At 69.3% G+C, this 26821-nt stretch carries 17 protein-coding genes and 3 pseudogenes; 10 read left to right on the top strand and 10 right to left on the bottom strand.

Annotated elements, in window-relative coordinates:
• Positions 1 to 176 precede the first annotated feature (176 nt).
• From ACTVZO_RS42360 to ACTVZO_RS42350, 3 genes are all read right to left on the bottom strand, one after another.
• Positions 177 to 566: a hypothetical protein gene (locus tag ACTVZO_RS42360; RefSeq protein ID WP_443303936.1), complete on the bottom strand. Its 390-nt coding sequence runs from the start codon at positions 564 to 566 to the stop codon at positions 177 to 179.
• 569 nt (positions 567 to 1135) lie between these two features.
• Complete coding sequence (locus tag ACTVZO_RS42355) at positions 1136 to 1588, bottom strand: recombinase family protein (protein WP_443304049.1); 453 nt, start codon at positions 1586 to 1588, stop codon at positions 1136 to 1138.
• 167 nt (positions 1589 to 1755) lie between these two features.
• On the bottom strand, positions 1756 to 3276 hold the full coding sequence (locus ACTVZO_RS42350) for an MFS transporter (protein ID WP_443303935.1): 1521 nt from the start codon (positions 3274 to 3276) through the stop codon (positions 1756 to 1758).
• 123 nt (positions 3277 to 3399) lie between these two features.
• Here ACTVZO_RS42350 and ACTVZO_RS42345 point away from each other — a divergent pair, with 123 nt between their 5' ends.
• Positions 3400 to 4011 (top strand): TetR/AcrR family transcriptional regulator C-terminal domain-containing protein, encoded by a 612-nt coding sequence (locus tag ACTVZO_RS42345; RefSeq protein WP_443303934.1) that lies wholly within the window; start codon positions 3400 to 3402, stop codon positions 4009 to 4011.
• Positions 4012 to 4212: 201 nt separating this feature from the next.
• Positions 4213 to 4932 carry an SDR family oxidoreductase gene (locus tag ACTVZO_RS42340; RefSeq protein ID WP_443303933.1) on the top strand — a complete coding sequence of 240 codons (720 nt, stop codon included), beginning with the start codon at positions 4213 to 4215 and terminating at the stop codon, positions 4930 to 4932.
• Between the two features lie 78 nt (positions 4933 to 5010).
• Here ACTVZO_RS42340 and ACTVZO_RS42335 read toward each other — a convergent pair whose 3' ends face one another.
• The 3 genes from ACTVZO_RS42335 to ACTVZO_RS42325 all read right to left on the bottom strand — a co-directional run bounded on the left by ACTVZO_RS42335 (position 5011) and on the right by ACTVZO_RS42325 (position 9041).
• The gene (locus tag ACTVZO_RS42335; protein ID WP_443303932.1) at positions 5011 to 7008 is read right to left on the bottom strand and encodes an FUSC family protein; all 1998 of its coding nucleotides are present in this window, start codon (positions 7006 to 7008) and stop codon (positions 5011 to 5013) included.
• 229 nt (positions 7009 to 7237) lie between these two features.
• On the bottom strand, positions 7238 to 8518 hold the full coding sequence (locus ACTVZO_RS42330) for a GNAT family N-acetyltransferase (protein ID WP_443303931.1): 1281 nt from the start codon (positions 8516 to 8518) through the stop codon (positions 7238 to 7240).
• The gene (locus tag ACTVZO_RS42325) at positions 8508 to 9041 is read right to left on the bottom strand and encodes a GNAT family N-acetyltransferase (RefSeq protein WP_443303930.1); all 534 of its coding nucleotides are present in this window, start codon (positions 9039 to 9041) and stop codon (positions 8508 to 8510) included. The genes ACTVZO_RS42330 and ACTVZO_RS42325 overlap by 11 nt, the downstream gene beginning before the upstream one ends.
• A 117-nt stretch (positions 9042 to 9158) precedes the next feature.
• On the opposite strand from ACTVZO_RS42325, the pseudogene ACTVZO_RS42320 reads away from it, so the two are divergent.
• Positions 9159 to 9929 (top strand): annotated as a pseudogene (locus tag ACTVZO_RS42320) (aminoglycoside adenylyltransferase family protein); the annotation flags it as partial.
• Positions 9930 to 9961: 32 nt separating this feature from the next.
• On the opposite strand, the pseudogene ACTVZO_RS42315 reads toward ACTVZO_RS42320, so the two are convergent.
• Positions 9962 to 10915, bottom strand: a pseudogene (locus ACTVZO_RS42315) (transposase); the annotation flags it as partial.
• Positions 10916 to 11062: 147 nt separating this feature from the next.
• Between ACTVZO_RS42315 and ACTVZO_RS42310 the strand changes: the two are divergent.
• Positions 11063 to 14083 carry a Tn3 family transposase gene (locus tag ACTVZO_RS42310; protein WP_443303929.1) on the top strand — a complete coding sequence of 1007 codons (3021 nt, stop codon included), beginning with the start codon at positions 11063 to 11065 and terminating at the stop codon, positions 14081 to 14083.
• 166 nt (positions 14084 to 14249) lie between these two features.
• Here ACTVZO_RS42310 and ACTVZO_RS42305 read toward each other — a convergent pair whose 3' ends face one another.
• Both ACTVZO_RS42305 and ACTVZO_RS42300 read right to left on the bottom strand, forming a co-directional pair.
• Entirely contained in the window at positions 14250 to 14474 is a 225-nt protein-coding gene (locus ACTVZO_RS42305) for a DUF6191 domain-containing protein (protein ID WP_443304048.1), read from the bottom strand.
• 238 nt (positions 14475 to 14712) lie between these two features.
• Positions 14713 to 16014, bottom strand: a complete 1302-nt coding sequence (locus ACTVZO_RS42300) for a serine hydrolase domain-containing protein (RefSeq protein ID WP_443303928.1) — start codon at positions 16012 to 16014, stop codon at positions 14713 to 14715.
• Between the two features lie 265 nt (positions 16015 to 16279).
• Between ACTVZO_RS42300 and ACTVZO_RS42295 the strand changes: the two genes are divergently transcribed.
• From ACTVZO_RS42295 to ACTVZO_RS42275, 5 genes are all read left to right on the top strand, one after another.
• Complete coding sequence (locus tag ACTVZO_RS42295) at positions 16280 to 17344, top strand: alpha/beta hydrolase (protein WP_443303927.1); 1065 nt, start codon at positions 16280 to 16282, stop codon at positions 17342 to 17344.
• The gene (locus tag ACTVZO_RS42290; protein WP_443303926.1) at positions 17337 to 18536 is read left to right on the top strand and encodes an acyltransferase family protein; all 1200 of its coding nucleotides are present in this window, start codon (positions 17337 to 17339) and stop codon (positions 18534 to 18536) included. The genes ACTVZO_RS42295 and ACTVZO_RS42290 overlap by 8 nt, the downstream gene beginning before the upstream one ends.
• Positions 18529 to 19785 (top strand): sensor histidine kinase, encoded by a 1257-nt coding sequence (locus ACTVZO_RS42285; RefSeq protein ID WP_443303925.1) that lies wholly within the window; start codon positions 18529 to 18531, stop codon positions 19783 to 19785. Before ACTVZO_RS42290 ends, ACTVZO_RS42285 begins: the two co-directional genes overlap by 8 nt.
• Before the next feature lie 7 nt (positions 19786 to 19792).
• Positions 19793 to 20461 carry a response regulator gene (locus ACTVZO_RS42280; protein WP_443303924.1) on the top strand — a complete coding sequence of 223 codons (669 nt, stop codon included), beginning with the start codon at positions 19793 to 19795 and terminating at the stop codon, positions 20459 to 20461.
• 168 nt (positions 20462 to 20629) lie between these two features.
• Positions 20630 to 21628, top strand: coding sequence for a recombinase family protein (locus ACTVZO_RS42275; protein WP_443303923.1), 999 nt, complete (start codon positions 20630 to 20632; stop codon positions 21626 to 21628).
• A gap of 88 nt (positions 21629 to 21716) precedes the next feature.
• Here the strand turns inward: ACTVZO_RS42275 and ACTVZO_RS42270 are convergent.
• Positions 21717 to 23342 (bottom strand): annotated as a pseudogene (locus ACTVZO_RS42270) (Tn3 family transposase); the annotation flags it as partial.
• Positions 23343 to 23478: 136 nt separating this feature from the next.
• Between ACTVZO_RS42270 and ACTVZO_RS42265 the strand changes: the two are divergent.
• Positions 23479 to 26610 carry a Tn3 family transposase gene (locus ACTVZO_RS42265; RefSeq protein WP_443303921.1) on the top strand — a complete coding sequence of 1044 codons (3132 nt, stop codon included), beginning with the start codon at positions 23479 to 23481 and terminating at the stop codon, positions 26608 to 26610.
• Positions 26611 to 26821 lie beyond the last annotated feature (211 nt).

Genomic DNA, 26821 nt, shown 5'->3' with positions numbered 1-26821 from the left:
AGGCCTGCGCAGGGACCTGTCCAGCAGACCGCTGGCCCTGGGAGCACTCCGGGCGCCTACGGCGGCCACGGAGCCGCCCTGCTCATCGAAGCCGGCGGTACAGAGGATCAAAAGCGCTACGCCCGACCTGCGGATTCCGGTCCCTTGATCGGCTGCGGCACAGTTCTTGTGACGGCTCAGTACCAGCCCGAGGTGGTCTCGTGTGCCCAGGCGGCGTCAGGGGTGCCGTAGCGCTGGAGCATGTAGTGCAGCGCAGCGTTGAGCTGTGCCTGGTAGTCGGTGCCGGCGCGGGGACCCTGCTCGAGCTGGCCCAGGCCCTGTGCTTCGGGGTTCGTGTCGTTCACAGCCCTCGGATTCCAGGTGCTCTCCTGCTGGATGACATGGTCGAAGGCATGGGCCTCGCCCGGCTGTCCGGGGAACTGGGCGTTCACGATTCGCTGTGCGTACGCCTGCTCCTGGGCAACCGGCGCCGCACTCGGCAGAGAAGCAGCGAAAGCCGAGGGAGCGAACGCCGCGCCGGTGACCAGGCAGCCGGCGAATCCGAGCAGGACCGTAGCCGTGCGCATCCGAGGGGTCCAAACCGACATGATCAAGTGCCTCTCGCGGGGGAGGACGCCCTGCCCGGCGATGGTGACACTGTGTGGCACCCGCCGGGGGCTGTCCGGGAACGGAAAGAATCGAAATCCCTTCCAGCGGCGCCAGCTCTTCGGCTTCCGCTGCCGTTCCCACCCCTCCACACAACCCCAAGCCCCCACCGTGACGCACCCACCCACCTGGCCCGTCCCCCCGCCCCTCCACCAACCCCCATACAGCCCACTTCCCGGCAAACCTGACATCCGTCACTTCGTCCCCAGCCGGTCCTCCCACCAGGTGTGACCAGCACCAATACTGAAAACCCGCATCCGCCGCACCCACCCGCCCCTCCCCCAACCAGGGGACCGGGAGACGCCGGGATCGTGATGCCCCTGGTCGAGCAGGCCTCGGGGCCGCATCGGCACGCCGTCGTCCGGCGCGGTGGCCTCGGCTTCCGCGAGGGCCCGGTACAACGAGGCGACGGAGGGGTGCTCGCCCGCGTTCTTCCCGGGCTTGATGGTGAGCTTCTTCGCGATCTCGGGGACGGGGACGCCCTCGTCCTTCAGGGCGACGGCGAAGGTGAGCGTGTCGTCGTCGATGACCTTCGGGCGTCCGCCGTGGTTGCCCTTGGACGCGGCGATGACCTGGCCTTCGAGGGTCTTCTCCCGGATGTAGTTGCGCTCGACCTGCCCGGCGACGGGAGGACGGCGAGGAACATGGCGCCCATGCCGTTGGGGTCGTAGATGCCGGTGAGCGGGCCGGTGAGGAGTTCGAGCTGGATGCCGCCAGCCTGGAGCTCGGCGGACAGCGTCATCAGCTCGGCCGCGTTCCTGGCGAGGCGCTTGAGCTCGTGGACGGTGAGGATGACGGGCGTCTCGGGGGCGGCCTTCTTGAACCGGTGGGCCAGGGCGAGAGCCTTCTCCAGTTCGGGCCGGATCTTCACGCGGGTGCTGATCTGCTCCTGGAAGACCTTGTGGCACTCCGCCCGGTGGAGGGCTTCGAGCTGGCTCGCCAGTTCCTGCTGCGCGGTCGAGGTCCTGACGTACCCGATGCGGACCGGGCGCTCGGTGCGGGGCGCGGCACGACTCGGGCGAGCGGCAGGCGGAGCGCACCCCGCTCCCGAGGTCGGTCACTGGTTCGATTGTCGCGTGCGGCCCACGTAGGCCTGGCCGCGCAAATCAGTCAGCCGCCTATGAAACCTGGAGACCGCGGGGTGCTGTGGCTTCTGCGGTTGCGGATGAGGAGTGTGGCGAGAAGGGCCATGGCGGTGACGGCTGCGGCGATGAGGCAGACCTCGTGGAGGGCTTCGAGGAAGGCCGGGCCGGCGGCGTGGGCGGCACTGGGGCTGCCCGTGGCCAGTGCGGACGTCAGTGAATCGGAGGCGGCGTTGCGGATGGCGGCCGGCACGCCGGCCAGGCGGTGGTGCATCAGGCTCGAGTAGTGCGACCACAGCACCGAGCCGAGCACGGCGACGCCCAGTGCGCTGCCGAGCTGGCGCAGTGTGTTCAGCAGGGCCGAGCCCGCGCCGGCCCGCTCGGCCGGCACGGATGCTGATGCGAGGGTGATGCCGGGGGTCAGGACCTGTGCGAACCCAAGGCTCAGGGCCAGGGCGTCGAGCATGAACCAGACGGTCGTGGTGTGTGCACCGAGCTTGGTGGCTGCGACGAAGGCCAGGGCGGTCAGGCCCAGCCCCAGTGCCATGGTGGTCCGGGAGCCGATCTTCTGCGACAGCAGTCGCGACAGCGGGGCTCCGAGCAGGAGCCCGCCGGAGAGCGGGATCAGCAGGAGGCCGGTCTGCAAGGGCGTGTAGCCGCGTTCCACCTGGAGGTAGAAGGTGATCACGTACATGTAGCCGAACACCACGAAGGATCCGAGCGTCAGCGCTGTAAGGGCCACGGTGAACGGCAGGTGCCGGAACAGGGCGACATCGACCAGCGGCTCCCGGTGACGCAGCTCCGTCACGATGAGGACGGCCAGAATGCCGGTGCCCAGGAGAACGGGAAGCCAGGTGCCAGCCGAGCCCCACCCGCCCTGGTCGAGGTGGACCACGCCGTAGACGAGCAGGGCGATGCCGCCCAGTGAGCCTGCGACAGGCGTCATCCGCAGTCGGCCCGCCCCGCTTCCCCTGATCTCGGGAACCCAGGCCGCAACCGAGAGGAAGGCGAGCAGCCCGAACACGGCTGTCAGCTCCAGGACCGATCCCCACCACAGACCGGCGCTCAGCAGGGCTCCGCCCAGCAGGGGGCCCAGGGAAAAGGACAGTCCCGACACCGCGGCCCAGACCGCGATCGCCCCGGCGCGCTTCTCCGCAGGAAAGACCCTGAGGATCACCGCGAGGCTGGTCGGCATGATCGCAGCAGCCGCCACCCCCATGAGAGCGCGCAGCACGACCACCCAGAAAACAGAGTCCAGGACCCCGCAGACCACCGTGGTCACGGTGAACGCGGCAGTTCCCCAGATCAGCAGGCGCTTGAGCCCGAACCGGTCACCCGCATCCCCGGCGACCAGGAGGAAGCCGGCGAAGGTCAGCGTGTACCCATTCAAGATCCACTGCTGCGCCGCGCCGCCCGCATCCAGCGCGCCGGCCATCTGGGGCAGCGCCACATTGAGGATGGTGCTGCCCAGCAGTACCACCGAGACCGCGAGGGTGAGAGCGAACAAGGCCCGCCCGGGCCGTACGGCGCCTGGTTCGTTCTTCGGCATCGCGAACACCTCTTCTCCTGGCAGGCCGGGAACGACCCCACCACTTCTTGTCCGGTGGACAACACGTTCTCTTGTACAGTGGACAAGGTCAGTGATATGCGTGATGTGAGGAGAGGTGGAAGCATGGCCATTCGTCAGAGCGATGTGACCGAGGCGGCGCTCGCCGTGCTCCAGCGAGACGGCCTGGACGCCCTGAGCCTGCGGTCGGTGGCCGATCACCTGGGGGTCCGGCACAACACCGTCCGCTGGCACGTCGACACCAAGGCGCACCTGCTGGAGCTCATGTCAGACCGGGTTCTGGCGGGATGCACGACTCCGCCCCTGCCCGACCTCCCCCTGGAGCGCGCGCGCACCCTCTACAGGCGCCTGCGGGAAGCGCTACGGGCATGCCGGGACGGTGCACGTCTGCTCGGGGGCATCTTTACGACCGGGCCCGAAACCCTTGCCTTCGCCGAAAAGGCCATCGCCACGTTCATCGAAGCAGGCCGCCGCCCCCGCGAGGCCACCTGGCTGCACTGGTCAGCCTTCTACTTCGCCCTCGGCCTGACCACCGAAGAGCAAGCGGACCGCCACGACCGATCCGCGAACCTGGAACAGGCCCTATCCGGCGGCGCCTACCCCACCCTGGCGGCCGTCGCGGCACACCTGGTCTCGGATGACTTCGACCAACGCTTCGAGTACGGCCTTGACGCCATCCTGAGGGGCTCAGCGGCGGCCCACTCTCCACGAGCGTGAGCCTCCCGGCAGCCCATACCGCGCCAGACCCTTCGGTGGGATGGGGCACCACGGACTTCCGGCGAGAACGGGCGCCAAACAGCTGCGGTGCTCTACGACACAGCCACTTCCGGCGTAATGGCAGGATGTGGGCCATTCGGCCGGAATGCTGGCCCGGGTGTCCCTCAGGACCCACCTCTCGCTCACCGGTCGAGGAGCCCCATGGTTTCCGCGAAAACGGTCCTGGTCACCGGCGCGACCCGGGGCATCGGCCTGGCCGTCACCCACAGGCTCTGCCATGAGGGAGCACAGGTCCTGGGAATCGCCCGCTCCAGGCCAGCCGCCGGATTCCCGGGCACCTTCGTCCCCTGCGACCTCTCCGACGCCCGGCAGACCGCCGAAACCCTTCAGACCCTGACGCGTGACCACCACGTGGATGCCGTGGTCAACAACGCGGGCACCGCCCTGCCCGAACCTCTCGGCCACATCGACCTGGCCGCCCTCCAGGCCGTGCTCGACCTCAACGTCCGCGCCGCGGTCCAGACCGTCCAGGCGTGCGTCGACGGCATGCGCGAGCGGGGGTGGGGACGGATCGTGAACATCACCAGCCGCGCCGTCTTCGGCACCCGCGGCCGCAGCAGCTACTCCGCCGCCAAGAGCGCCCTGACCGGACTGACCCGCACCTGGGCCCTCGAACTCGCCGACCACCCCATCACCGTCAACGCCGTCGCCCCCGGCCCCATCGACACCGAACTCTTCCACCGCACCCGCCCCACCGGAAGCGCCGCCGAAGCAGCGGTCCTGCGCACCATCCCCATGGGACGCCTGGGACACCCTGAAGAGATCGCAGCCGCCGTCTGCTTCCTCCTCAGCGACGACGCCGGCTTCATCACCGGACAGACCCTCTGCGTCGACGGCGGCGGCAGCATTCCCGGCCGCTGACCAAGGCCCCGCCGCGCCCGGCGTCCGTACCGCCAGCCCGAAGCCACTCGAACGGTTGCTCCCATATGGCCCGAAGAATCACCAGCGTTCTTCGATGGCCTGGAGCCGGTCCATCGCGACAGCGGCGGCGGCGGCCTGAGAGAGCAGGGCCTGGTAGCGGCTCCGGTCGGGGTGCGCGGTGAGGCGGGCGGCCGACTCTTCCCAGCCGGCCCGGCTCTCACCAGGGTCCGTCCCGGGCGCGAGGACGCCGCGTGGTTGCAGTCGCTCCAGCAGTGCGGTGGCGAGTTCCTGTGCCTCGGGGAGCGGCGGCGTGGCTGTCCCGCTGGGCTGGTGGGTTTCGAGGACGGCGCATGCCGTGTGCAGGGGGTCCAGAGTTTCGCGTACTTCGGCCGCCCGCGACTGGGCTGTGGCTCCCAGGTCCTTGCGGTGGGCGAAGGATGCCAGCTCCGAGCGCGCGCGCAGTGCCCGGCGCCCCGCGCTCCGCACGGCCGCCGTGCTCTCCTGGCCGGGGTTTGTGAAGAGGGTCAGGGCCGCTGCGAGGTACATGCGGTGTGCGGTGATCGCTTCGTCGGCCCGTTGGCGCAGTTGCGCGTCGGGCGTGTCCGGGAGCAGGAGGTGGGCGGCGACGGCCAGGAGACCGCCGATGGCGGTGGCCGCGAGGCGTGTGGCGACAGCGTCGGTCTCGGAGGCTCCGGTGGCGGAGGTAAGGAAGATGATCGCTGCCGCGAGGCTTGCGCTCAGGGCGACGTACCCGGTCTCTGCGACCAGGTAGGCACATCCGATGAACAGCATGGCCAGGACCGCGTTCGCGACCGTCCCCGGGTGCCAGATGAGCGTCACGGCTGCGGGGAGAAGGACACCTGCGGCGTTGCCGGTCACGCGCGCGAGGCAGCGTTCGACGGTGTGCGCGGTCTGCGGGCGCATGACCATCAGGGTCGTCAGCGCGATCCAGTAGCCGTGCTGCATACCTGTGGCAAGGGCCAGCGCGGCGGCGGTACCGGTCGCGCAGGCAAGCCTGAGAGCGTGACGCAAGACGGGCGAGGACGGCGACAGCTGCCCTGTGACAGCGTCGGCGACCGAGTGCAGCCGGGCAGCCAGGCCTGGTCGCTCCAGGCGCTGGGCCTTCTCGCCTTTCAGCATGGAGTCGGAGGAGGCGAGGTCGAGAGCCCGCGCCAGCTGCAGTGCCAGAGGCTGTGTGGCCCCGGCGAAGCTGCTTGCCGGGTCCGTTGAAGCGACCAGGTTCTGCAGCAGGTGCCTGGCGTTCTTGAGTTCGTCCGGACGGCGGGAGGCAATGTGGCCGAGGACATCGCCGGTGGTGTGCAGCCAGGCGCGGGCTGCCGCGTTTTCGGCCGGTGTGCCGCTGTCGGCGGCGTGAGCGAGCGCGGTCAGTGAGGGCCGGATGCGTTCCGGAAGACCGTAGAGACTCCTGAAGGCCGGTGGGCGGCGGGCAGCCTGGCGGTCGGTGAGGGTGAAGGCCTCCCGCATCATGATCAGTGGGGCGGGATCGAATACGGCGTGGGGGTTGTCCGCCAGGGCGTGGGCATGTGCCGCGACGGCCCGGTAGGCACCGGCCATTGCTTCGCGCTGCACACGCCAGCGTCTGCCCGGCCATACGGCGACAAGGAGAGCCTGCACCAGTCCTCCGGCCACCGCGAGCGCCGCCGCGCCGAGCGTCGTGGCAATGCTCAGCGGAACTGCCGCTGCTCCTACGAGAAGTACGGATCCGGCGGCAGCGATCAGTCCGGCTCTGGGGCCGACCGCCCACATCATTCCGGCACCGAAACTCCACAGCACCACCAGGCACACGAACACCACCGTGTGCCGGGCAGCGAGCGAGCCGACGAGCGTGGCCGCGCCCATGGTGAAAGAGATGGCGAGGATCAGCGGGATCCGGCCGCGAGGACCGCGCATCAGCCCGATGGCCCCCGCGACCGCCGCGGCCCCACCAGCCGAGACAGCCGCCCACGGCGCACCGAAGGCCAAGGCCACCGCCACGGCCACCAGGACGCCAAGGACGCCGCGGACGACGTCCGTCACATCCGGCCAGCGGCCCTGCACATGAAACGCTTTCGCCATGGCCTTTGAAGACGAGCCCGGCTTCCTCATGCCTTCCTCGATCCATCGTGCGGGTTCGCGGACGTGGGACGCGCTCGCCCAGAGGTCTGTGCTGTGGGCACAGACGAGCCCACCGATGCAAGTAGGAACGTGATCAACCCGAGGCGACTGCCGTCGCGCCTGCGCCGCAGTGATCCTCACCCTCCTGTCGTAGTCGGGAGGGGCTCTGGCGGGCAGATGCCAGCCGCTGTCAGAAGCCGATGGCGTTGTGGGGTGCCTGTGGCTGGGTGAGCATGGCCGTGGCCCGCTCCAGCGTGCCGCTGGTGTGCTCGTCGACGAGACCAGCGGCAGCGAGCGGCCCAAGCGGTGTGCCGCCGAGGTAGATCGACCCGAGGGTCGTGGAGCTCAGGGACAGGTCCGCCGACGCGCCTCGGGGCGCGCGTTGGCAGTGGGCCCCCTCCGGTCCGCCCTCCAGGTGCCACAGGCCCTGGTTCCAGGGGCAGAACGGGTCGGTGACCTCGACGATGAGTGAGCCCTGTACTGGGTAGGTGCGGTTGGCCAGGGCGGCGGGGACGTCGATGAGCCGGACCCACAGGTCGTCGCTCTGGCGGGTGATGCGCAGGGCGCGGGGGTCGGCGAGCTGCCAGCGCAGTACTTCGTCGACGGGCCGTTTGCCTGCGACGACGCGTCGGGTCAGGTCGAGGCTGGTCAGGAAGGCCCACAGGTCGGTGTAGGCGGCGGTAGTGGCGGCTTCCAGCCAGTCGACCTCCACCGTGCCTGCCGTCGAGGGGTCGGGAGACCAGGGGATGCGGTAGACGGCTGCGCCGTCCACGGTGCCGGTGTCGTCGTACCGAAGGAGGTATTGCCAGGCGCCCGTGCGGGCGGCTCTCTCGTCCCATAGACCGTGGTAGGCGCTGACCTCGCCCACCCGGCTCTGCCGGACCTGGTCGTGGAGGCGTGGCCACACTGCGTTCGCCGTCCGGGCGTCGACCAGTTCGATCCGTCCCTGCTGCTCGTGGCGGTACGGTCGCCGGGCCTGGGTGATGTCGAGTTCCCAGCGGGCCTGGTAGGTTGCGGGGCCGAAGCCGTACCGGCCGTAAATGCTGCCTTCCGCGGCGCTCAATGTGGCCAGCGCCTCACCCCGTTCATGGCAGTCGTCGAGCAGGGCTCGCATCATGTCCCGGAGCAGGCCGCGTCGCCGGTGGGTCGGCAGGACGCCGACCGCGGTCAGCCCGCCCATGGGTACCGGCCCGGTACCGGGGACGGTGACCTCCAGCGACAGCGTCTGCGAGGTGCCCACCAGCCGGCCGTCCACGAACGCGGCCCGCGTACGGTCCACATCACGCAGCCCGGCCGCGGCCTTGGCCAGGTCCTCGCCGGTCGCGGGCTCGTCGAACCGGGGAGCCATTCCCAGACCTGAGTGCCAGGCGGGCGGCTCCGGCTCCCAGCTCGGTGTTCCCGCGAAGCCGGGCACGATCCGCAGGAAATCAACCGCTTCGTCCGACGTGATGGGACGGATCTCAACGGTCACCGTGTCCGCCTTCCCGACCCGCTGCGAGGTCACCGGCGAGCAGGTCGAGCAGGAGTCCGTCGCGCCACTGACCGGCATCGTCCTTCCAGTACTGGCGAAGCACTCCCACGCGGCGGAAGCCCACCTTCTCGTAGCAGCGGATCGCGGCGGTGTTGTCGGCTGCCGGGTCGATCGTGACCCTGTGCTGTCGGCCGGCACTCAGCAGCCAGCCGACCAGGGTGCGCAGGGCATCGGTGCCGTACCCGCGGCGGTGATAGTCGGGGTGGAGGAACATGTCGACCGTGGCGTAGGGGCAGACCGGTGATTCCTCCGCCCACCACTGGATCATCCCCACCGCCACGCCCTCGACCGTGATCGCAAGGCGTCGGTGATCGGGCCGGGCCAGGTCGCCCTCGACGTCCAGCCACCCGTTCCTCGTCCACCAACGGGCGACCTCCTCGCAGGCCAGGGCGGCGCGGAAGGCGGGTGCGTCATCCGGCGTCGCGCGACGCAGAACCACTGAGCGGCCCTTGAGAGTGTCCATGCCGGTCACGCTCTCACCAAAGCGACAAAACCCACACATAAATATGCCCCGATTACCGGCCAATCCGATACATCTGCCCCTTCGGGCACGCCTCGTGCGGAGGCAGCTCTCCACACTGAGGTAATGGATCAACTTGAGCAGACCGTCGGACTCATCCGCGGCGTCCTGGCGCCGGAGCTCCTCGGCACGTACCTCCACGGCTCCGCCGTGCTCGGGGGCCTGGGCCCGGCCAGCGATCTCGATGTCCTGGCCGTCACGAGGCAGAGCCTGGACCAGGGCAAGCGGCGGGCGCTTGCCGAGGGCTTGCTGGAGATCTCCGGCCTCACACCCACTGTCCGGCCGGTCGAAGTCACCGTCGTCGTGCAGTCCGAGGTCCGCCCCTGGCGGTACCCGCCGACCGGAGACTTCCTGTTCGGTGAGTGGCTCCGCGAAGAACTGCAAGAAGGCGGGCGGCCCCCGCAGCCCTGCCCCATGCCGGATCTGGCTATCGCGCTCACCACAGTGCTGGCAGGCGACCATCCCCTCACCGGCCCGCCGCCCGCCCAGCTCCTCGACCCCGTGCCGCATGGCGACCTCGCCCGGGCGAGTGTTGCGGGCATCCCCGAACTCCTCGACAACCTCGCCGACGACACCCGCAACGTCCTGCTCACCCTCGCCCGCATCTGGACCACCCTGGCCACCGGCAAGATCCAGCCCAAGGACGCAGCCGCGGACTGGGCCCTCAGCCGCCTCGCCCCGGAGCACCGGCCTGTGCTGGAGCACGCCAGGGACCTGTACCGCACCTGCCACTACCAGGACGAGACCTGGAGCCACGAACTCAAGGCCCAGGTACGCCCGTACGTCGACGAAGTACTCACCCACATCCACAACCTGCGCCAACATGGATGAACCGCCAACTCAGCCATCCGGACCAGGACGGGCTATTCCTCGTCGGTGGCCTGCGCGTCGCGCAGCGGCCGCATGCCGCCGGGCAGGTCAGGGAGCTGGAAGGAGTACCGGCCGAGCATGTTCACGTGGTGGCGGACGAACGGGGAGAGCCGGGCAACGTCCTCGTCACGGACGTCGAAGCCGTCCGCGCGGAGCTGGGTGACGGCGGCGTCCATGTACCGGGTGTTGAACAGCACGAGCGCGTTCAGCACCAGGCCGAGCGCGCCGATCTGGTCCTCCATGCCGTCCTGGTAGCGCTGGTAGAGCTGCCCGGCCTTGCCATGGAAGATCTTCCGGGCGAGCGCGTGACGGCCCTCCTGGAGGTTGGCCTGCACCTTGATCTTGCGGCGGTAGGCGGGTTCGTCGGCCAGGCGCAGGATGTGCAGCGTCTTGGCGATCCGCCCGTAGTGCGCGATCGCGTCCCCCAGCGGGGTGGGGCGCCCGTCGCGGGACAGCATCCGGATCACGTCGTAGGCGCGGACGGCTCCGGTGTGGATGGAGCCGATGATCCGCAGGACGTCCTCCCAGTGCCGCTCGATGCGGTCGAGGTCGACCCGGCCGCGGGCGGCGTCCTGGAAGGCGCCGTAGTCGGCGGTACGGTCGATGCGCCACATCTTCTGGTCCGGCAGGTCCGCCAGCTGTGGCGCGTACGCGAAGCCGGCCAAGGTGAGCAGGCCGAACACGATGTCGCTGTAACTGGCGGTATCGGTGACGATCATCTCGGGGCGCTTGCCGCCGTCGCGGTCGTAGAGGACGTCCAGCACGTACAGCGAGTCGCGCGGGGTGCCGGCCACGACCTTCCCGCCGAGCCCGGCAGCCTGGTCGTTGATCATGTTCAGCCAGGTCGCGCCGCCCCGGCGCCCGAAGTACTTCGGGTTCGGCCGCGCGTACACACTCGGCACGGGGACGACGAACCGCATCCCGTCGACCGAGGCCACCAGGAGTCCCAGTAGTTCTCGCCGAGAAAACAACGCTAAGCCTGGGCCGAGGGCCTGAACTGGCCTTTTCGTCTCAGGTCGGGTCTTCCGTTGCTGGGGTGGGAGCGGACTCGTTGGACCGGGTGGGCGATGGCCGTAACGGGAGGGGCGGGGTAGATGGCGACGCGGGTGTTCTCGGATGAGGAGCTGGAGGGGTTGCGGTCCTTCCCGGCGATCGGGCGGGAGGAGCTGATCCGCTACTTCACCCTCACCCCGGCTGACGAGGCGTTCCTGCGGAAGTTCCGCCGGTCCCAGAATGTGCTCGGCGCCGCTGTGCAACTCTCTGCCCTGCCCTGGCTGGGCTTCGTCCCCGACGATGTGCCTGCCGTTCCGCTCGCGGCGGTCGGCCGCCTGGCCCGCCAGCTCGGGCTCGCCGTCGCCGATCTGGCGGGCTACGGCGCGCGTGAGCAGACCCGCACCGACCACCTCAAGGAGATCGCCGAGTATCTGGGATGGAAGCCGGCGAAGACCATCGAGCTCAAGGAGTTGGACGAGTTCCTGCTGGCCCGCGCGATGGAGCATGACGCTCCGAGCCTGCTGTTCCGCCTGGGCTGCGAGTACCTGCGTTCGGCGAAGGTGATCCGGCCCGGTGTAGTCGTGCTGCTGGAGAAGGTCGCCAGTGCCCGTACGACTGCCGAGCAGGAGACCCACGCCCGGGTGGCGCACCTGCTGACGGGCGAGCGTATTCATGGCCTGGACGACCTGCTGGTCGTTGATCCTGGGCTGCGGTCCTCGCGGTTGCACTGGCTTGGGACCGGGCCGGTGCAGGCGTCACCCAACAGCGTGGGCGGCGAGGTGGAGAAGCTGGTGTTCCTGCGCGGCCTGGATGCGCACGCCCTCGACCTGTCCGCGCTGCCTGCCGAACGTCGGCGCCACCTCGCCCAGATCGGCCGCCGCCTCACCGCGCAGGCCCTGGAGCGCCGGGAGGCGAGCCGGCGCCACCCGATCCTACTTACGTTGCTGGCCCAGTCCGCCGTCGACGTACTCGACTCCGTCGTGCAGCTGTTCGATCAGACCCTGTCGGGCTCAGAATCCCGGGCGCGAATCAAGCTGCGTGACGAACTCGCCGAGCGCGCCAAGCTGTCGGAGGACCGGCTCACGCTGCTGGACGAGATCCTGCCCGTGCTCGCCGATGCCGGAATCCCGGACGAGGCGGTGGGGACGCTGCTGCGCGGGAAGATCGGCCTGTCCCGGCTGATCGCGGCCAACGCCGGGGCAACTGTGCGGCTCCCGCGCGACCACGGGCACCTGCGGCTGCTGGAGGGCTCGTACACCTACATCCGCCAGTTCGCCCCGAAGGTGCTTCAGGCGGTGCGGTTCAAGGGCGGCACTGAGGCACAGCCGCTGATCGAGGCCCTGGAGATCCTCCGGGAGCTGAACGCCACCGGCGCGCGCAACGTCCCGGAGACGGCGCCGACACTGTTCGTGCCGACGCGCTGGCAGGGCTACCTGGACGAGGCCGCGGCCAAGGGCGACGTGACCGCGTACCGGCACTACTGGGAGCTGTGCGTGCTGCTCGCGCTGCGTGACGGCCTGCGCAGCGGGGACGTGTTCGTGCCCGGATCGCGCCGCTACGACAACCCGGCGGCCTATCTGTTCAAGCCCGCCCAGTGGGAGACGCACCGGGCCGAGTTCTGCCGCCTGGTTGGCAAGAGCCCCGACGCCTGTCAGGCTCTGCCCCTGGTGATCGACGAGCTGGATGAGGCCCTCACCGACCTGGAGGGCGCCCTCAAGAGCGGGGACGGGCCGGTCCGCCTCAACGACGCGGGTGAGTTGGTGATCTCCCCGCTCACCGCCGAGGACATTCCCGGCGAGGTGGAGGAGCTGCACGGCGAGCTGGAGCGGATGCTCCCGAACGTGCCGATCGCCTCGCTGCTGGTGGAGATGGACCGGCACACCGGCTTCCTGGACTGCTTCACCCACGCCGGCGGCAAGCAGGCCCGCTCCCCGCAGCTCAAGAGGAACTTGATCGCCTGTCTGATCGGGCTGTCCACGAACATGGGGCTGCACGGGATGGCCTTCTCGTGCGGCATCTCCTATGACGTGCTGGCGTGGACCGCAGAGTGGTACATCCGCGAGAACACGCTGCGCGAGGCGAACATCTGCCTGGTCAACTACCACCACCAGCTGCCGATGACCGCGATGTTCGGCGCGGGCACCTTGTCGTCCTCGGACGGGCAGAGGTTCCCCACCCGCGGAAAGTCGATCACCGCCCGGCATCTGAACAAGTACTTCGTGGGCGAGGGGATCTCCACCTACACGCACGTCTCCGACCAGCACTCCACGTTCGGCACGAAGGTCATCGTCGCCACGCACCGCGAGGCGCACTACGTGCTGGACGAGATCCTCGGCAACGCCACCGACCTGCCGATCACCGAGCACGCCACGGACACGCACGGGGTGACCCTGGTCAACTTCGCCCTGTTCGATCTGGTGGGCAAGCAGCTCTCACCGCGCATCCGCGACCTCGGAAAGATCACCTTGTACCGGATGGGCGCCAAGGCCGACTACGCGGAACGCTTCCCCACCGCGGGGCCGCTGCTGACGAAGAAGGCCAACCTCGACCTGGTGGCCGACCACTGGGATGACCTGCTGCGGCTCGCCGGATCACTGAAGTACGGGCACGCCACCGCCTCTTTGATCGTCGGCAAGCTCTCCGCCTCCTCCCGGCAGAACGCCCTGGCCGCCGCGCTCAAGGAGTACGGCGCGATCCGGCGAACGATCTACGCGGCGAAATATCTGTCCGATCCCGTCTACCGCCGCAAGATCACGAGGCAGCTCAACAAAGGCGAGTCCCTCCACGCACTGCGCCGCCAGCTGCACTACGCCCGCGAGGGCAAGATGACCCGACGTCAGCCAGAGCAGCAGAACGAGCAGGCATGGTGCCTGACCCTGGTGACGAACGCGGTCGTGTGCTGGCACACCGAGTACATGGGCCTGGCCGTCGGGGAACTGCGGGCTGCCGGCCGCGATGTGGACGCTGACGTGCTCGCCCACATCTCCCCGGCCCGCAGTACGGCGGTCAACTACTACGGCTCCATCACCGTCGACTACGACCGCGAACTCGCCCAGCTCGATGACCAGGGCCACCGCCCGCTGCGGACCGTGACCATCGACGGACCCGGGGCCGGGCTGTAACGCAACCAAGACGGCCCCGGCGGGCATCATCGCGCTCAGGGCCGGTCGTCTGGAGGCCCATGGAGGGGCCGCCGCACACAGAGGCCCGGGTGCCCGGTGCCCGGCATCACCTGGGGGATGGCTGCCTGCGCCAGCCTTCGGCCCCTCGGGAAGAACGGGGATCGGCTCACCTGCGAGAGTTTCGCTGTGCAGGCCTGATGACGGCTGTGCCTGCCTGCAAGTCGACAACGGATCCTGGCGGCGCGGCGGATTCGACATCGTCGCGCAGGGTCAGCTGTCGTTCCTTCTCGTGCCGGACCATCTGCCGTGAAGGATGGAACAGTTCATCCCATGGACCGGCGAGGGCATTGCCGCCGGCGGACTTCCCGCGGCGCCGGCACGCCCATATCACCAGCAGCAGGAAGAGGCCGGCCCCGACTGTGTTGAGCAGTAGCAGCACTATGCCTCCCGCCGTGTTTCATGTGTGCCCCTGCGAGCTTGCCTTGGGGGCAGTCACTCTAGGTGAGCAATAGTAGGGTCAGATTCGCGGCCCTGCTTCCTCCGATCGGCTCTGCTCTGGGACGAGCCGCAGAAGTGCACGGGAGCAGGTGCACCCGAGACATGAGGGCGTTCCGCGTTCCCAGTGGCCCCTATTGCGGTGCGCAGAGTGTCTGGTCGATGGCCTTGGTCGCGGTGTGCACTGTGTTGTCGAACTGCTGCTGGGTCTTGTCCTGGTTGATGGTTCCGTCGGCGTTGCGGACGGGGCGGACTCCGTTGATGGAGATGGTGATGGACCTGTTCCTGTCCGGGGTGGTCCCGGTGAGGGTCTGGTAGCCCAGGACCCGGCCGGTGTGGCCCCAGTACCCCTTCAGGTTCGCCGGCTTGCCGGCGTCGCAGGTGAGGGGGGTGTGCTCCAGACCCAGGCCGTATGCGGCGCCCGGTTCACCATCGGTTTCGGGAATGGTGCTCTGCATTTCCTTGATCTGCTGCGGGCCGAGGAGTCGTCCGGGGGTGAGGAGTGCGGTGTAGAAGGTGTCAAGGTCGGCGGTGGTGCTGGCGATCTGCCCGCTGGCGCCGACCCAGGTGCGGCGGTCCAGTGCGGTGACGTCCAGGGGGTCGTTCATGCCCGGGATCACTTCGTAGCCCTGGGTGTGGGGATCAGGCAGGGTCTTCGCCGCTCGGGGGTCCGGGATGGACGTGCCGTGGAGGCCGAGCTTGTCGATGATCCGGGTGGTGACCTCCTGGCTCCAGGAGTGTCCGGTCACAGCTTCGATGATCTTGCCTGCGATGGCGTAGCCGGTGTTGGAGTAGAGCCGGTTCGGGCGACCCTGGGCGTCCTGGCTCCCGGGGAGGAAGGCGAGCTTCCCCTTCAGTGGGCCGGCGATCAGCTGATCGGTGTCGGCCGGTGCGGCGAGGAACTTCTTGATCTCGCTCGGGCTCGCTCCCTCGGGAGGCAGGAGTGCCTGGGTGTAGCCCTGGTTGTCGTCGAGGCCGCTGGTGTGCTGGAGGAGCTGGCGGATGGTGATGGTCTTCTTCTCGGCGAGCTGGATGCTGTCCTTGGGGAAGAGATGCGGCAGTACCGAGACGACGGGCTGGTCCAGGCTGAGGAGCGGCTTGCCCTGGGCGTTGGTCTGCTCTGTGAGCTGGAGGAGTACGGCGGCGGTGAACGTCTTGGTGACGCTTCCGGCCCGGAACCGAGCATCCGGCTTGACGGGGGCCTGGGTGGTGAGGTTGCTGACGCCGCTGGTGGCCGTCTGGACGTCGTGGGGGCCTTCGAGGCCGATGGCGACTCCGACGGCTCCGGCGTCGTGGATGGTGTCGGCGGCCTTCTGAAGTGAGTCGGCGGGGTGGCTGTCCGCGTAGGCGTAGGAGGGCGCGAGGAGCCCCGCGATGATCGCTGTGCTGCCTGCCAGCGCGGTTGAGGCGGCCAGGAGGGTCTTTCGCTGTCGCATGGGCTTCTTCTCACGGGATCGGTTTTGGCCGGTTTGGCCCTTCGGTGAGAAAGCTATGGCGGCTGGCCTGTAGCCCGGGTCCCTCCAGAGGGGACACCCGTGCGGTAGCTCTCAAGTAGTACGGCGGTGCTCCAGGGGCTGGGTGATACCTGGGAGCTACCAGACAAGTGTCCTCCCCGGAGGGATCCGGGCTACACGGTGGGGTTCGTAGCGTCGGGGCATCGGAAGCCGCTCACGGCTTCAAGCCCTGAGCGGAAGGACCACCGTGCTGATATCCCGGTTTGCCCGGCTGCGCCGCGCGCTTGCGGCCCTGGCCATTGTGGTGGCTGTGGTCGTGCCCCTGACGGCCGCGAGCCGGCCTCACATACCGGCCCCTGCCCCTGACCGGCTCGCGCCGGCGACTGCGGCTACGCTGCCGCAGGCGTACGCCGCGAACCGCGCGAACATCCTGCAGGCCGCACGCGCGGCGGAGTCGGCCGGTGCGAGCGGGCGGGCGGCGCGGTTGCGGGCGCTGGCGGAAGACGGCCGGCAGTACCTCACCTTCGACGGCCGCGGCCCCGGCCGGGTCGTGGAGGTCATGGGAGACCTCGCCCACGCGGACCGCATCGCCGTGCTGGTCCCCGGTGCCGACACCGACTTGGACACCTACGACGCGCTCGGCGGCAATCCCCCCGCCGGCCTGGTCCGCCGGGATCACGCCGCCTCCTCATGCACGGTCCCTGCCACCGGCGCCGTGCACGTGGATCACCGGTCGCTGGGCGGCGCCGCCCTGGAACTACGCGGCCAGCTCTGCCAGCAGGACCCCGCGGCCAAGGTGGCCGTCGTTACCTGGCTGGGCTACGACACCCCGGGCCTGACCGGTCCGGCGATCCTGACCGACTCCCGCGCACGCGCCGCGGCACCCGCCCTGCGCGCCTTCCTTGCCACGGTCCACCGGGTCAACCCGCAGGCCAGCGTGACCCTGCTGTGCCATTCCTACGGGTCGGTGGTCTGCGGCCAGGCCGCCCCCCGACTGAACGTGGCCTCCATCGTGCTGTTCGCCAGCCCCGGCGTCGACGAACCCGATGTGGCAGCCCTCCACACCCGCGCAGCGGTGTGGGCGGGCCGCGGCAGCGGCGACTGGATCGCCGGCATCCCGCATCTGAGCATCGGCCTGCCCGGCGGCGCCAGCCTCGGCTTCGGCCAGGACCCCACCGCCGCCGCCTTCGGCGCCCGCCGCTTCGCCGCCGGGCCCGGCGGCCACAGCGACTACTTCACCCCCGGCTCCCTGTCCCTGCGCAACCTCGCCCACATCGTCCTCGACCAGGACCCGGAGCCCGCACATGCCTGACCTGCGATACCTCACCCGCCGCATCAACGACAGCACCCCGGCCCACCGCGACCGTGCCATCGACGCCCTGCGCGCCCTCGCCATCACCGGCGTAGTCCTGGGCCACTGGCTGGTCACCGCCGTCACCACCACCGACTCCGGCACGCTGACAGACACCAGCCCGCTCACGCGCATGCCGCAGCTGGCACCCCTCTCCTGGATCTTCCAGACCCTCGCGGTGTTCTTCCTGGTCGGCGGCTACGCAGCCGCCGGAAGCTGGGAACGCGCCCAGGCCAAGGGCACCGGATACCGGGCATGGGCCGCCACCCGCATACGACGGCTCACCCGTCCCGTAGCCGTGCTGCTCGCCCTGTGGGCGCTGGCAACCGTCGGCCTGCTGGCCGGAGGCGTACCAGCGCAGACCCTGCGCACACTGCTGACCCTGGTCCTCTCCCCGCTGTGGTTCCTACTCGTATATATCGCGCTGACCGCCGCCACCCCGCTGATCGCCCGGCTCAACCCACTGTGGCCACTGGCGGTAGTCCTCCATGTGGATCTGATCCGCTTCGGCTTCGGCGGCCCGTCCTGGATCGGCTGGATCAACGTCGCAGCCGGATGGATGGTGCCCTACTGCCTGGGCAGCGCCTGGGCACGCGGAGCCCTCACCCGACGACGCACCCCGCTGGCGCTGGTCCTCGGCGGCGGCACCGCCACGGCGGCTCTGCTGCTGTGGGCCGGCTACCCGACCTCCATGGTCGGCGTCCCCGGAGCGCCCGTCTCCAACCTCAGCCCGCCCACCCTGGCCGCGGTCACCTTCGGCATCACCCAGTGCGGGCTGGCGCTCCTGCTGCGCGAACCGCTCCGCAGCGCCATGCGACGACCCGCCCTGTGGGCAGGGGTGGCCCTGGCCAACCTCTCCGCACTCACGATCTTCCTCTGGCACCAGACGGCGATGCTGATCACCACCTCACTCGGCACGACCGCCGGCACACTGCCCGGGCTGAGTACCCCACCGGACAGCATCATCTGGACAGCCCAACGGATCCTCTGGATCCCCGCCTTCGCCGTGGCGCTCGCAGCATGCGCCGTTGCGTTCCGCGTCTTCGAACGCGGCGGGCCGCAACCCACCCCAGCCGGGAACCGGCGGCACACTGGTTCCCAAGCGCTCCCGCCGCGGGCCGTACCCGAGCTCCAAGGGGCAGAACATGGATAGGGACACCGCCATGGCCCAGCCCGACGCCCGAGGGATCCTGGCCCTGGCGGTCGCACCGCTGCCATCCCGGGCGCAGGCTCCGTGGGCGCTGCGCTACCTCCCGCATGTCCTGACCGCGATCGCAGCAGTCCTGCTGTTCCTTGCCGGCTGGCCCGAACTGGAGGACTTCTACCATGTGGGCGCCGCTGCCGCGGCAGTTGTCGCGGCCGCGGATGCAGCGGCGCTCGTTCTCGCCCTGTACGCACCGGTGCCGGCCTGGCTGCTCTCCCTGGGCCTGTGCGCCGTGACGGCAACCCAGTTGCACGTCACCCAGTGGCCCTGGCCCACGCTGCTCGCGCACGCAGGCATCCTGCTCCTGCTCTGTCTGCGCGTACGAGTACGCACCGCGCTACTCGTCTGGGCCTCGACGGCGGCCGTGACGCTCGCTCTGCCTACTGCCGGGCCTGGATTCCCCGAGGCGCCGCACCACACCTACCGCAATGTCACCCTCGGTATCTTCACCGCCGCCGCCGTTGCCGGAGCGCTGTTGCGCAGCCGACGCGAAGCGCACAACGAGGCGCTGCAGCAGGCAACAGCCAGCGCCGGCGAGCGCGCCCGGAGGGCCGTGCTCGAGGAGCGCACCCGGATCGCCCGCGAGCTCCACGACGTCATCGCCCACCACATGTCCGTCATCTCCATCCAGGCCCAGGTCGCCACCCGCCAGCTCAAGGACCCGCCACCCGAACTCATGGACAGCCTCGCCGCCATCCGCGGCGGTGCCCTCGAAGCCCTGGGTGAACTCCGCCGCGTCCTGGCCCTACTGCGGGCCGAGGACGCCGACGACGAGACCCCCTACACCCCCCAGCCCACCCTCGCCCAACTCGACCAGCTCACCGAAACCGTCCGCGCCACCGGCACCACACTCACCACCGAGACCACCGGCACCGTTCGCCGACTGCCTCCCGGGGTGGAACTGTCCGCCTACCGCATCGTCCAGGAAGCCCTCAGCAACGCCCTGAGACACGCCCCCGGCTCGGCCGTCCACGTCCGCCTGGACTACACCGGCGACGCCCTGACCATCCGGGTCACCAACACCGCCCCCGCCCACCCCACGCGGCCTGTGCCCGGGGCGGGGCACGGACTGCTCGGCATGCGCGAACGCACCGCCATGCTCGGCGGCCGCCTCACCACACAGCCCGGCCCGGACGGCTCCTACACCGTCACCGCCGTCCTTCCCGCAGCCCCTGCTCCGTACAGAGACCAGAAGTGAGGCACCGATGCCCATCCGGGCGCTGATCGCCGACGACCAGATCATGATCCGCCAGGGCTTCACCGCCCTGCTCAGCGCGGAACACGACATCCAGATCGTCGGCCAGGCCGCCGACGGCCTCGAAGCCGTCACCCTGGCCGGGCAACTCCGCCCCGACGTGATCCTGATGGACATCCGCATGCCAGGCCTCAACGGCATCGAAGCCACCCGCCAGATCCTCCAGGACCCAGACTCCACCACAAAAATCCTGGTCCTGACGACCTTCGACCTCGACGAATACGTCTACCAAGCACTACGCGCAGGCGCCTCCGGGTTCCTCCTCAAAGAGGCCTCCGCCGAACAGCTCGCCCACGCCGTCCGTACCGTCGCCGCCGGCGAAGCGCTCCTCGCCCCCAGCATCACCAGACGGCTCCTGACCCGCTTCGCACACATGGAAGCCCCCCAGCTCACCCCGCCAGGCCCCGACAGCCCCCTCACCGAACGCGAAGGGGAAGTCCTCGCTCTCATCGCCCAGGGCCTGTCCAACCACGAGATCGCCGCACGCCTGATCATCGCCGACCAGACCGTGAAGACCTACGTCAGCCGCATCCTCACCAAACTCGACCTACGCGACCGCACACAAGCCGCCATCTACGCCTACGAAAGCGGACTGATCCAACCCAAGCGACCCACCTGATCGAACCGGAAGAACTCGCCAGGTCTCACAAACGGTCCTTTCCCAGAGCAAGATCACTTGAGGGCTGGGAAAGCCGCCCGGGCCCCGGATTGGTTCGCACAACTCGTTCTCACTCAAAGATGGGTCGAACCCCCTTCTGAGACTTGCATTGTGAGAAAATCCGGGGCCATGACGGACCATCAAGAGCCCTCACCGGCCAACGCGGACGACGTCGAGCGCCATCCCTGCCCGAGGTGCGCGGCCGAGCCTGGATCACCGTGCCGCTCGCGCGGCGGCGCGGTCGCCGGCACGTACCACACCGGCCGCTTCGCCAAGGTGCCCCAGCTCGCGAAGCTCCTGCGGGTGACAACCCCGGCCGACCGAGGTCCGGGGCAGCCGTGGCGGCCCGGCACCCCGCCCCCGGCTCCGATCGACCCGGACACCCCGACCGCCGACATCCGCATCGGCTACGCGCGATGCTCGCACCTGAGCCAGGAGCTCCAGTCCCAGCTCGATGCGCTCAGTAAGCACGGCATCCCCAGGGAGAAGATCTTCAGCGAGAAGATCAGCACCCGCATCCGCGTCCGGCCGCAGTTCGAGGCCGCGCTCGCCGCCGCCCGCGAGATCAAGGCCCATGCACCCCACTGCCGGGTCATCTTCACCGTGTTCGAGATGAAGCGGCTGGGGCGCGACGCAGCCGAGCTGACCGCGCTCGCCGATCACCTCACCGCCCACGGCCTGGTCCTGGAGATGCTCGCCGGACCGCTCCCCGGGATGTACGACCCCTCCGGCCCCGGAAGACTGCTCTTCGGCTTCTTCGCCGCGATGGCGGAGACCGAGCGGGAGAACATCCGGGAATCGACGCTGGAAGGGCTCGACACCGCCGCCCGCAAGGGCAAGCACGGTGGTCGGCCTCCCGTCATCACCGACGACATGCTGCACACCGTGCTCCGCCGCCGCGCGAACGGCGAGTCCGTCGAGCAGATCCAGCCCGACCTGATCATCCCCACCGGCAAACGCAAAGGACGCAGTCCATCCGTCGCCAGCATCTACCGGGCCCTTGCCGAGCACGCTAAGCACGAGGCATACCCCGAAGCTGTCGAGCAGGCGCACGCCGACTTCGCCTCGCTCCAAACCGGCGAACTCCCCGCGCCACGTATGGCACAGACGGCGGAGCCCGCCCGATGACGAACCGGGATTCTCAACCTCCATCCGGCCTCTGGACCGGTCCGCAGTCGCTTAGCGTTGTTTTTTCGGCGAGAACTACCGGGACCCCCACCAGCCCGCCGCCCCACGCCTGGGCAAGCGGGATCGAGGCCTGGGCCTGGATCAAGGTGGCATTCGCGGCCCGGTAGGTCGACAGGCGCAGATACGTCTGGTCAACATGGGACAGCCGTCCGTACTTCAGCGCGTCGACGCCGCCGATGACCGGGGTGTATCCCACGTTGCAGCCGTGGGCCACCAGCAGCGCCGCGATCGTGACGTGCAGGCCCCTCAGCCTGGCCTCGCCGCCGGTGACCGAGGTGAACGCCTGGTCGGCGCCGGTCCAGGAGAACACCTCCAGCAACACCTCCGGCAGGTCCACCCGCGGCAGCATCGCGTTCACCGCCGCCCGCAGATCCAGCAGGGAAGCAGGTTCCGGCTCCGGCTCCAGGGCGGCGAAGTGTAGCCGTCCGTCGTCGTCGAACACGATCTGCGAGTTCTCCGGCAGCCGTCCGGCCACCTCACGGTAGGTGCCGTCCAGCAGCGCGGACCGTGCTGCCAGATGCTCTCCCGCCACCGCCGGCAGTCCGAGGGAGGCCAGCACGGTGGGCTTGGCCTGCTCCCACGCCTCCCCAGCCAGCAGCTTCGCGCGTGGGTCGCCCCACTTCGAGGAGTTCTTCGCGAACACCTCCTTCCGGCGCAACATCCGGTGGAACTGCTCCAGCACACAGAACACGTACGCCTTCCAGTCCACCGTGCCCGGCTCCAGGTGCGGGGCCGCAAGCACCAGGCGCCGCCACGAACCCACCAGCAGGCCCGTGTCGATCTCGGAGGGACCGACCTTCTTGCGGCCCATCAGCTCGGGCAACGACTTCAGCGCCTGCAAGACCGGCATCCCCTCCGGGGTCGCACCGAAGTCCACGACCTTGACCAGCAGTTTCAGGAACGGCCGCACCGTGCCGAACCGGGTGACCAGCATCGCCCGCCATGCTTCGTCCGCGTCCGAGTCCAGCGGCGGCGTCAGCTCGAACAGCGCGGCGATCGCCGCGGCCAGCTCCCGGCGCGGTACCACCGCCTCGATCTGCTCCCACATCGCCTCAAACGAAGCCACCTTCGGCCCGCTGACCTCGCCGGTGTCGGTGTCGACCTGCTCGGAGGTCGTATCGAAAACGACCTGGAACGCGGTCGCCAGCTTCGCCGACGCGCGCTCCACCCTCGGCAGCGTCCTGATCTTCGCCTTGACGGTCTCCCGCTCGGCCTTGGCCAGCAGCTTCGTGGCGACCAGAACCTCCAGCAGGTCCAGCGCGTCATCCACCGACCTGGTCGTCAGGTACACCGCGGTGGCAAACAGCGTCGCCAGACGCCGCGAGTCCCCGTGGCGCCGCAGCAGCGTCGCCTTGCCATCCACCCCGTACCGCGACAGCTCCGCGAGGCGCCGCGGCGGTATCCCCGTGACGTCCAGCTCCCCCATCCCCAGGTCAGCGATCTCCTCCGCCCGTTCCAGGGACCACTTCATCTGCGGGCCCGACACCCGCACCGGACCGCGCCGCAGCCGGTCCAGCTCCGAGACCCGCGCGCCGGACGGCACGGTCAACAGCGAGTCCAGCACCGCCCGCTGCCCGGTATTCAACAGCCCGTAGAGGGTGTCCCACAGCCGCTGGTTCGCCGCCTCACGCACACTGCCCACCAGCCGGGCCAGACCGGCCTTGGGGACCAACGGAACAGCCATTAACGCTAAGCACTTGATCTTGGTCCTCTAGCACGAATGATCACTCCGCCGTGCGGGTTCGAACGAAGATCGTCGGGCATTGATCGGGCCTGCCTACGGTCCGCGCATGCCAGTGGAATTTTTGACTGATGAGCAGGCCGAGGCGTACGGAAAGTTCGCCGAGGAGCCGACGAGGCCCGAGCTGGAGCGGTTCTTCTTCCTCGACGACGAGGATCTGAAGCTGATCGCGAAGCGGCGTGGTGACCACAACCGTCTGGGGTTCGCCCTCCAGATGTGCACGGTCCGCTACATCGGGCTGTTCCTGGAGGACCCCCTCGCGGTGCCGTGGCCGGTGGTGGAGCACTTGGCGACGCAGTTGGAGATCGAGGATGTCTCCTGCATCAAGCGGTACACCGAGCGCAAGCCGACGCAGTACGAGCACGCGTGGGAGATACGTGACGCGTACGGGTACCACCAGTACGAGGACCATGACCAGGGCCGGCAGTTCAGGTCGTTCCTGCACGGTCGTGCGTGGACGGCGCACGCGGAGGGCCCGAAGGCGCTGTTCGATCACGCGGTGGGCTGGCTGCGCCGGCGCCGGGTGCTGCTGCCGGGGGTGAGCGTGCTGGCCCGGCAGGTCGCCGAGGTCCGCGCCATCGCGGACAGGCGGCTGCACGCCACGGTCGCCAAGGCGGCCTGGCGGGCGGATCCGGCGCTGGCCGGGGACTTGGTGGCCACGTTGAAGAGGCCGGAGGGCAAGCGGTATTCGGAGCTGGAGCGTATGCGTCAGCCCCCGACGCGGACCACGGGCACCGCGATGAAGGGCGCGTTGCAGCGGGTCGAGGACATCGCCGCTTTCAAGCTGGGGCGTCTGAAGCTGGATCAGATCCCGCCGAACCGGTTGTCCGCGCTGGCCCGGTACGGGCTGGGTACCAAGGCGCCGAAGCTGGAGCGGACCAGCGAGCCCAAGCGCACGGCGATGCTCACCGCGGTGATGCGCCACCTGGAGGCGAAGGCGATCGATGATGCCCTGGACCTGTTCGAGATCCTGATGGCGACGCGGCTGATCAGTACCGCGAAGCGGTCCACCGATAAACAGCGCCTGTCGACGCTGCCGCAGCTGGAGAAGGCGTCCCGGCTGGTGGCCAGGGCGGCGGCGGTGTTCATCGGGGAGCTGGAGCTCATCGAGCAGAGTGGCTGTGATGTGGATGTGGCCGCGCTGTGGCGGGCTTTGGAGGAGGTCGCACCTCGTGCGGCGCTGTCGAGCGCCGCGACTGTGGTGGTGAGCCTGGTCCCGGAGGACGACGGCACGGCCGAGAGTGCGCTGCGCGGGGCGCTGGCGCTGCGCTACAACACTGTCAAGCCGTTCCTGTCCTTGCTGGGTGAGTCGAAGGCGTTGGACGCGGCGCCGGGCGGCAGGCGGATCCTGACCGGGGTGCAGCGTCTTCCGGCGTTGTCGCGGCGGAAGGTGGGCGAGAAGCCGCTGTTGCCGCGGGAGGTGGATGACAAGTTGGTGCCGGTGCACTGGCGCAAGGCGGTGTACGCGAACGCTGAGCTGCCCCAGGGGGCGGCGGACCGCGACGCGTACGTGGTGTGCGTGCTGGAACAGCTGTTTAAGGCGCTCAAGCGCCGCGACATCTTCGCTTCGCCCTCGCACCGCTGGTCCGACCCGCGTGCCCGCCTGTTGCAGGGTAAGGGGTGGGAGGCGGTGCGTGAGGACGTCCTGGCCGGCCTGAGTCTGGACGAGGACGCCGAAGGACACCTTCAGGAGCTGGTCGAGGTGCTGGACGCGACGTGGAGGCAGATGGCCGAGCGCCTTCAGGAGGCGGGCCCGGACGCGAAGATCAGCATCGAGACCCAGCCAAACGGCCGCGTGAAGCTGAACGTGGCCAAGCTCCACGCGCTCGGCGAGCCGAAGTCGCTGAAGTGGCTGCGCGAGCGCTTCGAGAAGATGCTCCCGAAGATCGACCTGCCGGACCTGCTCTTCGAGGTGCACTCCTGGACCGGGTTCCTGGACGCCTTCGTGCACCTGGGCGACGGCACCACCCGCATGAAGGACCTGACCACCTCGGTCGTCGCCCTGCTCGTGTCGGAGGCGTGCAACATCGGCATGACCCCGGTCATCAACCCGAACCACGAGGCCCTCACCCGTGCCCGGCTCGTCCACGTCGACCAGTACTACCTGCGCGCCGACACCATCGCCACGGCGAACGCCGCCCTGATCGAGGCCCAGGCCCAGGTACCGATCGTGGCGCACTGGGGCAAGGGCCTGCTCGCCTCCGTCGACGGCCTGCGCTTCGTCGTCCCCGTCCGCACCATCAACGCCGCGCCCAGCCCCAAGTACTTCGCGAAGAAGACCGGAATAACGTGGTTGAACGCAATCAATGACCAGGTCATCGGCATCGGGCAGATGGTCGTCCCGGGTACTCCGCGCGACTCACTGTTCATCCTGGACGCGCTGCTGAACCTGGACGGCGGCGTGAAGCCGGAAATGGTCGCCACCGACAACGCCTCCTACTCCGACATGGTCTTCGGAATCTTCAAGATGCTCGGCTACCGCTTCTCCCCGCGCTTCAAGGACCTCGCCGACCAGCGGTTCTGGAAAGCGGCGATGCCCGGCGCCGACCCGACGGGCGGGTACGGGCCGCTGGAGGCGATCGCCCGGAACAAGGTGAGCGTGAAGAAGGTCATCACCAACTGGCCGGACATGTTGCGGGTGGCCGGCTCCCTGGTCACCAACCAGGTCCGCGCCTACGACCTGCTGCGTATGTTCGGCCGCGAGGGCCACCCGACCCCGCTCGGCGCCGCGTTCGCAGAGTACGGGCGGATCGCCAAGACCCTCCACCTGCTCGCCGTCGTCGACCCGGTCGACGACACCTACCGGCGGCAGATGCACAAGCAGCTCACCGTCCAGGAGTCCCGGCACAAGCTCGCCCGCGACATCTGCCACGGCAAGAAGGGCACCATCCACCAGGCGTACCGGGACGGGATGGAGGATCAGCTCGGCTCGCTGGGTCTGGTCCTGAACGCTGTGGTTCTCTGGACCACCAGGTACATCGACGCCGCCGTTGCCCAGCTCCGCGCCGAGGGCCACGACATTAGGGACGAGGACGTGGCCAGGCTTTCCCCGCTCAAGCACAAGAATCTGAACGTCCTGGGCCGCTACAGCTTCACCGCTTCCCAGCCGGTCGACGGCTTGCGGCCGCTGCGCGACCCGAACGCGGTCGAACTCGACGATGACGACGATGGGCAGCAGTGAGAGACGGTGGCGCGTTCGTCAGCTGTGTCGCTGGCCGCGGCGTATGAGACGAACCGGTCATGGCTTCGCGTGCCAGGCTTCGACCGTTGGCTCAGGATGGCAACGGCCCTGACACCGCCCGGGTGCCAGGGCCGTCACACGGCACCGGCACCCGGGCGGGGCGGCCGGTGAAGGTGCGCCGTGTCGGCCTGCTGAACGAGGAGGATGCGGA

Source organism: Streptomyces sp. IBSNAI002 (genome assembly GCF_052244475.1).
Taxonomy (GTDB): domain Bacteria; phylum Actinomycetota; class Actinomycetes; order Streptomycetales; family Streptomycetaceae; genus Streptomyces.
The sequence above is the reverse complement of the archived record's forward strand: the minus strand, read 5'-3'. Positions and strand labels throughout refer to the sequence as shown.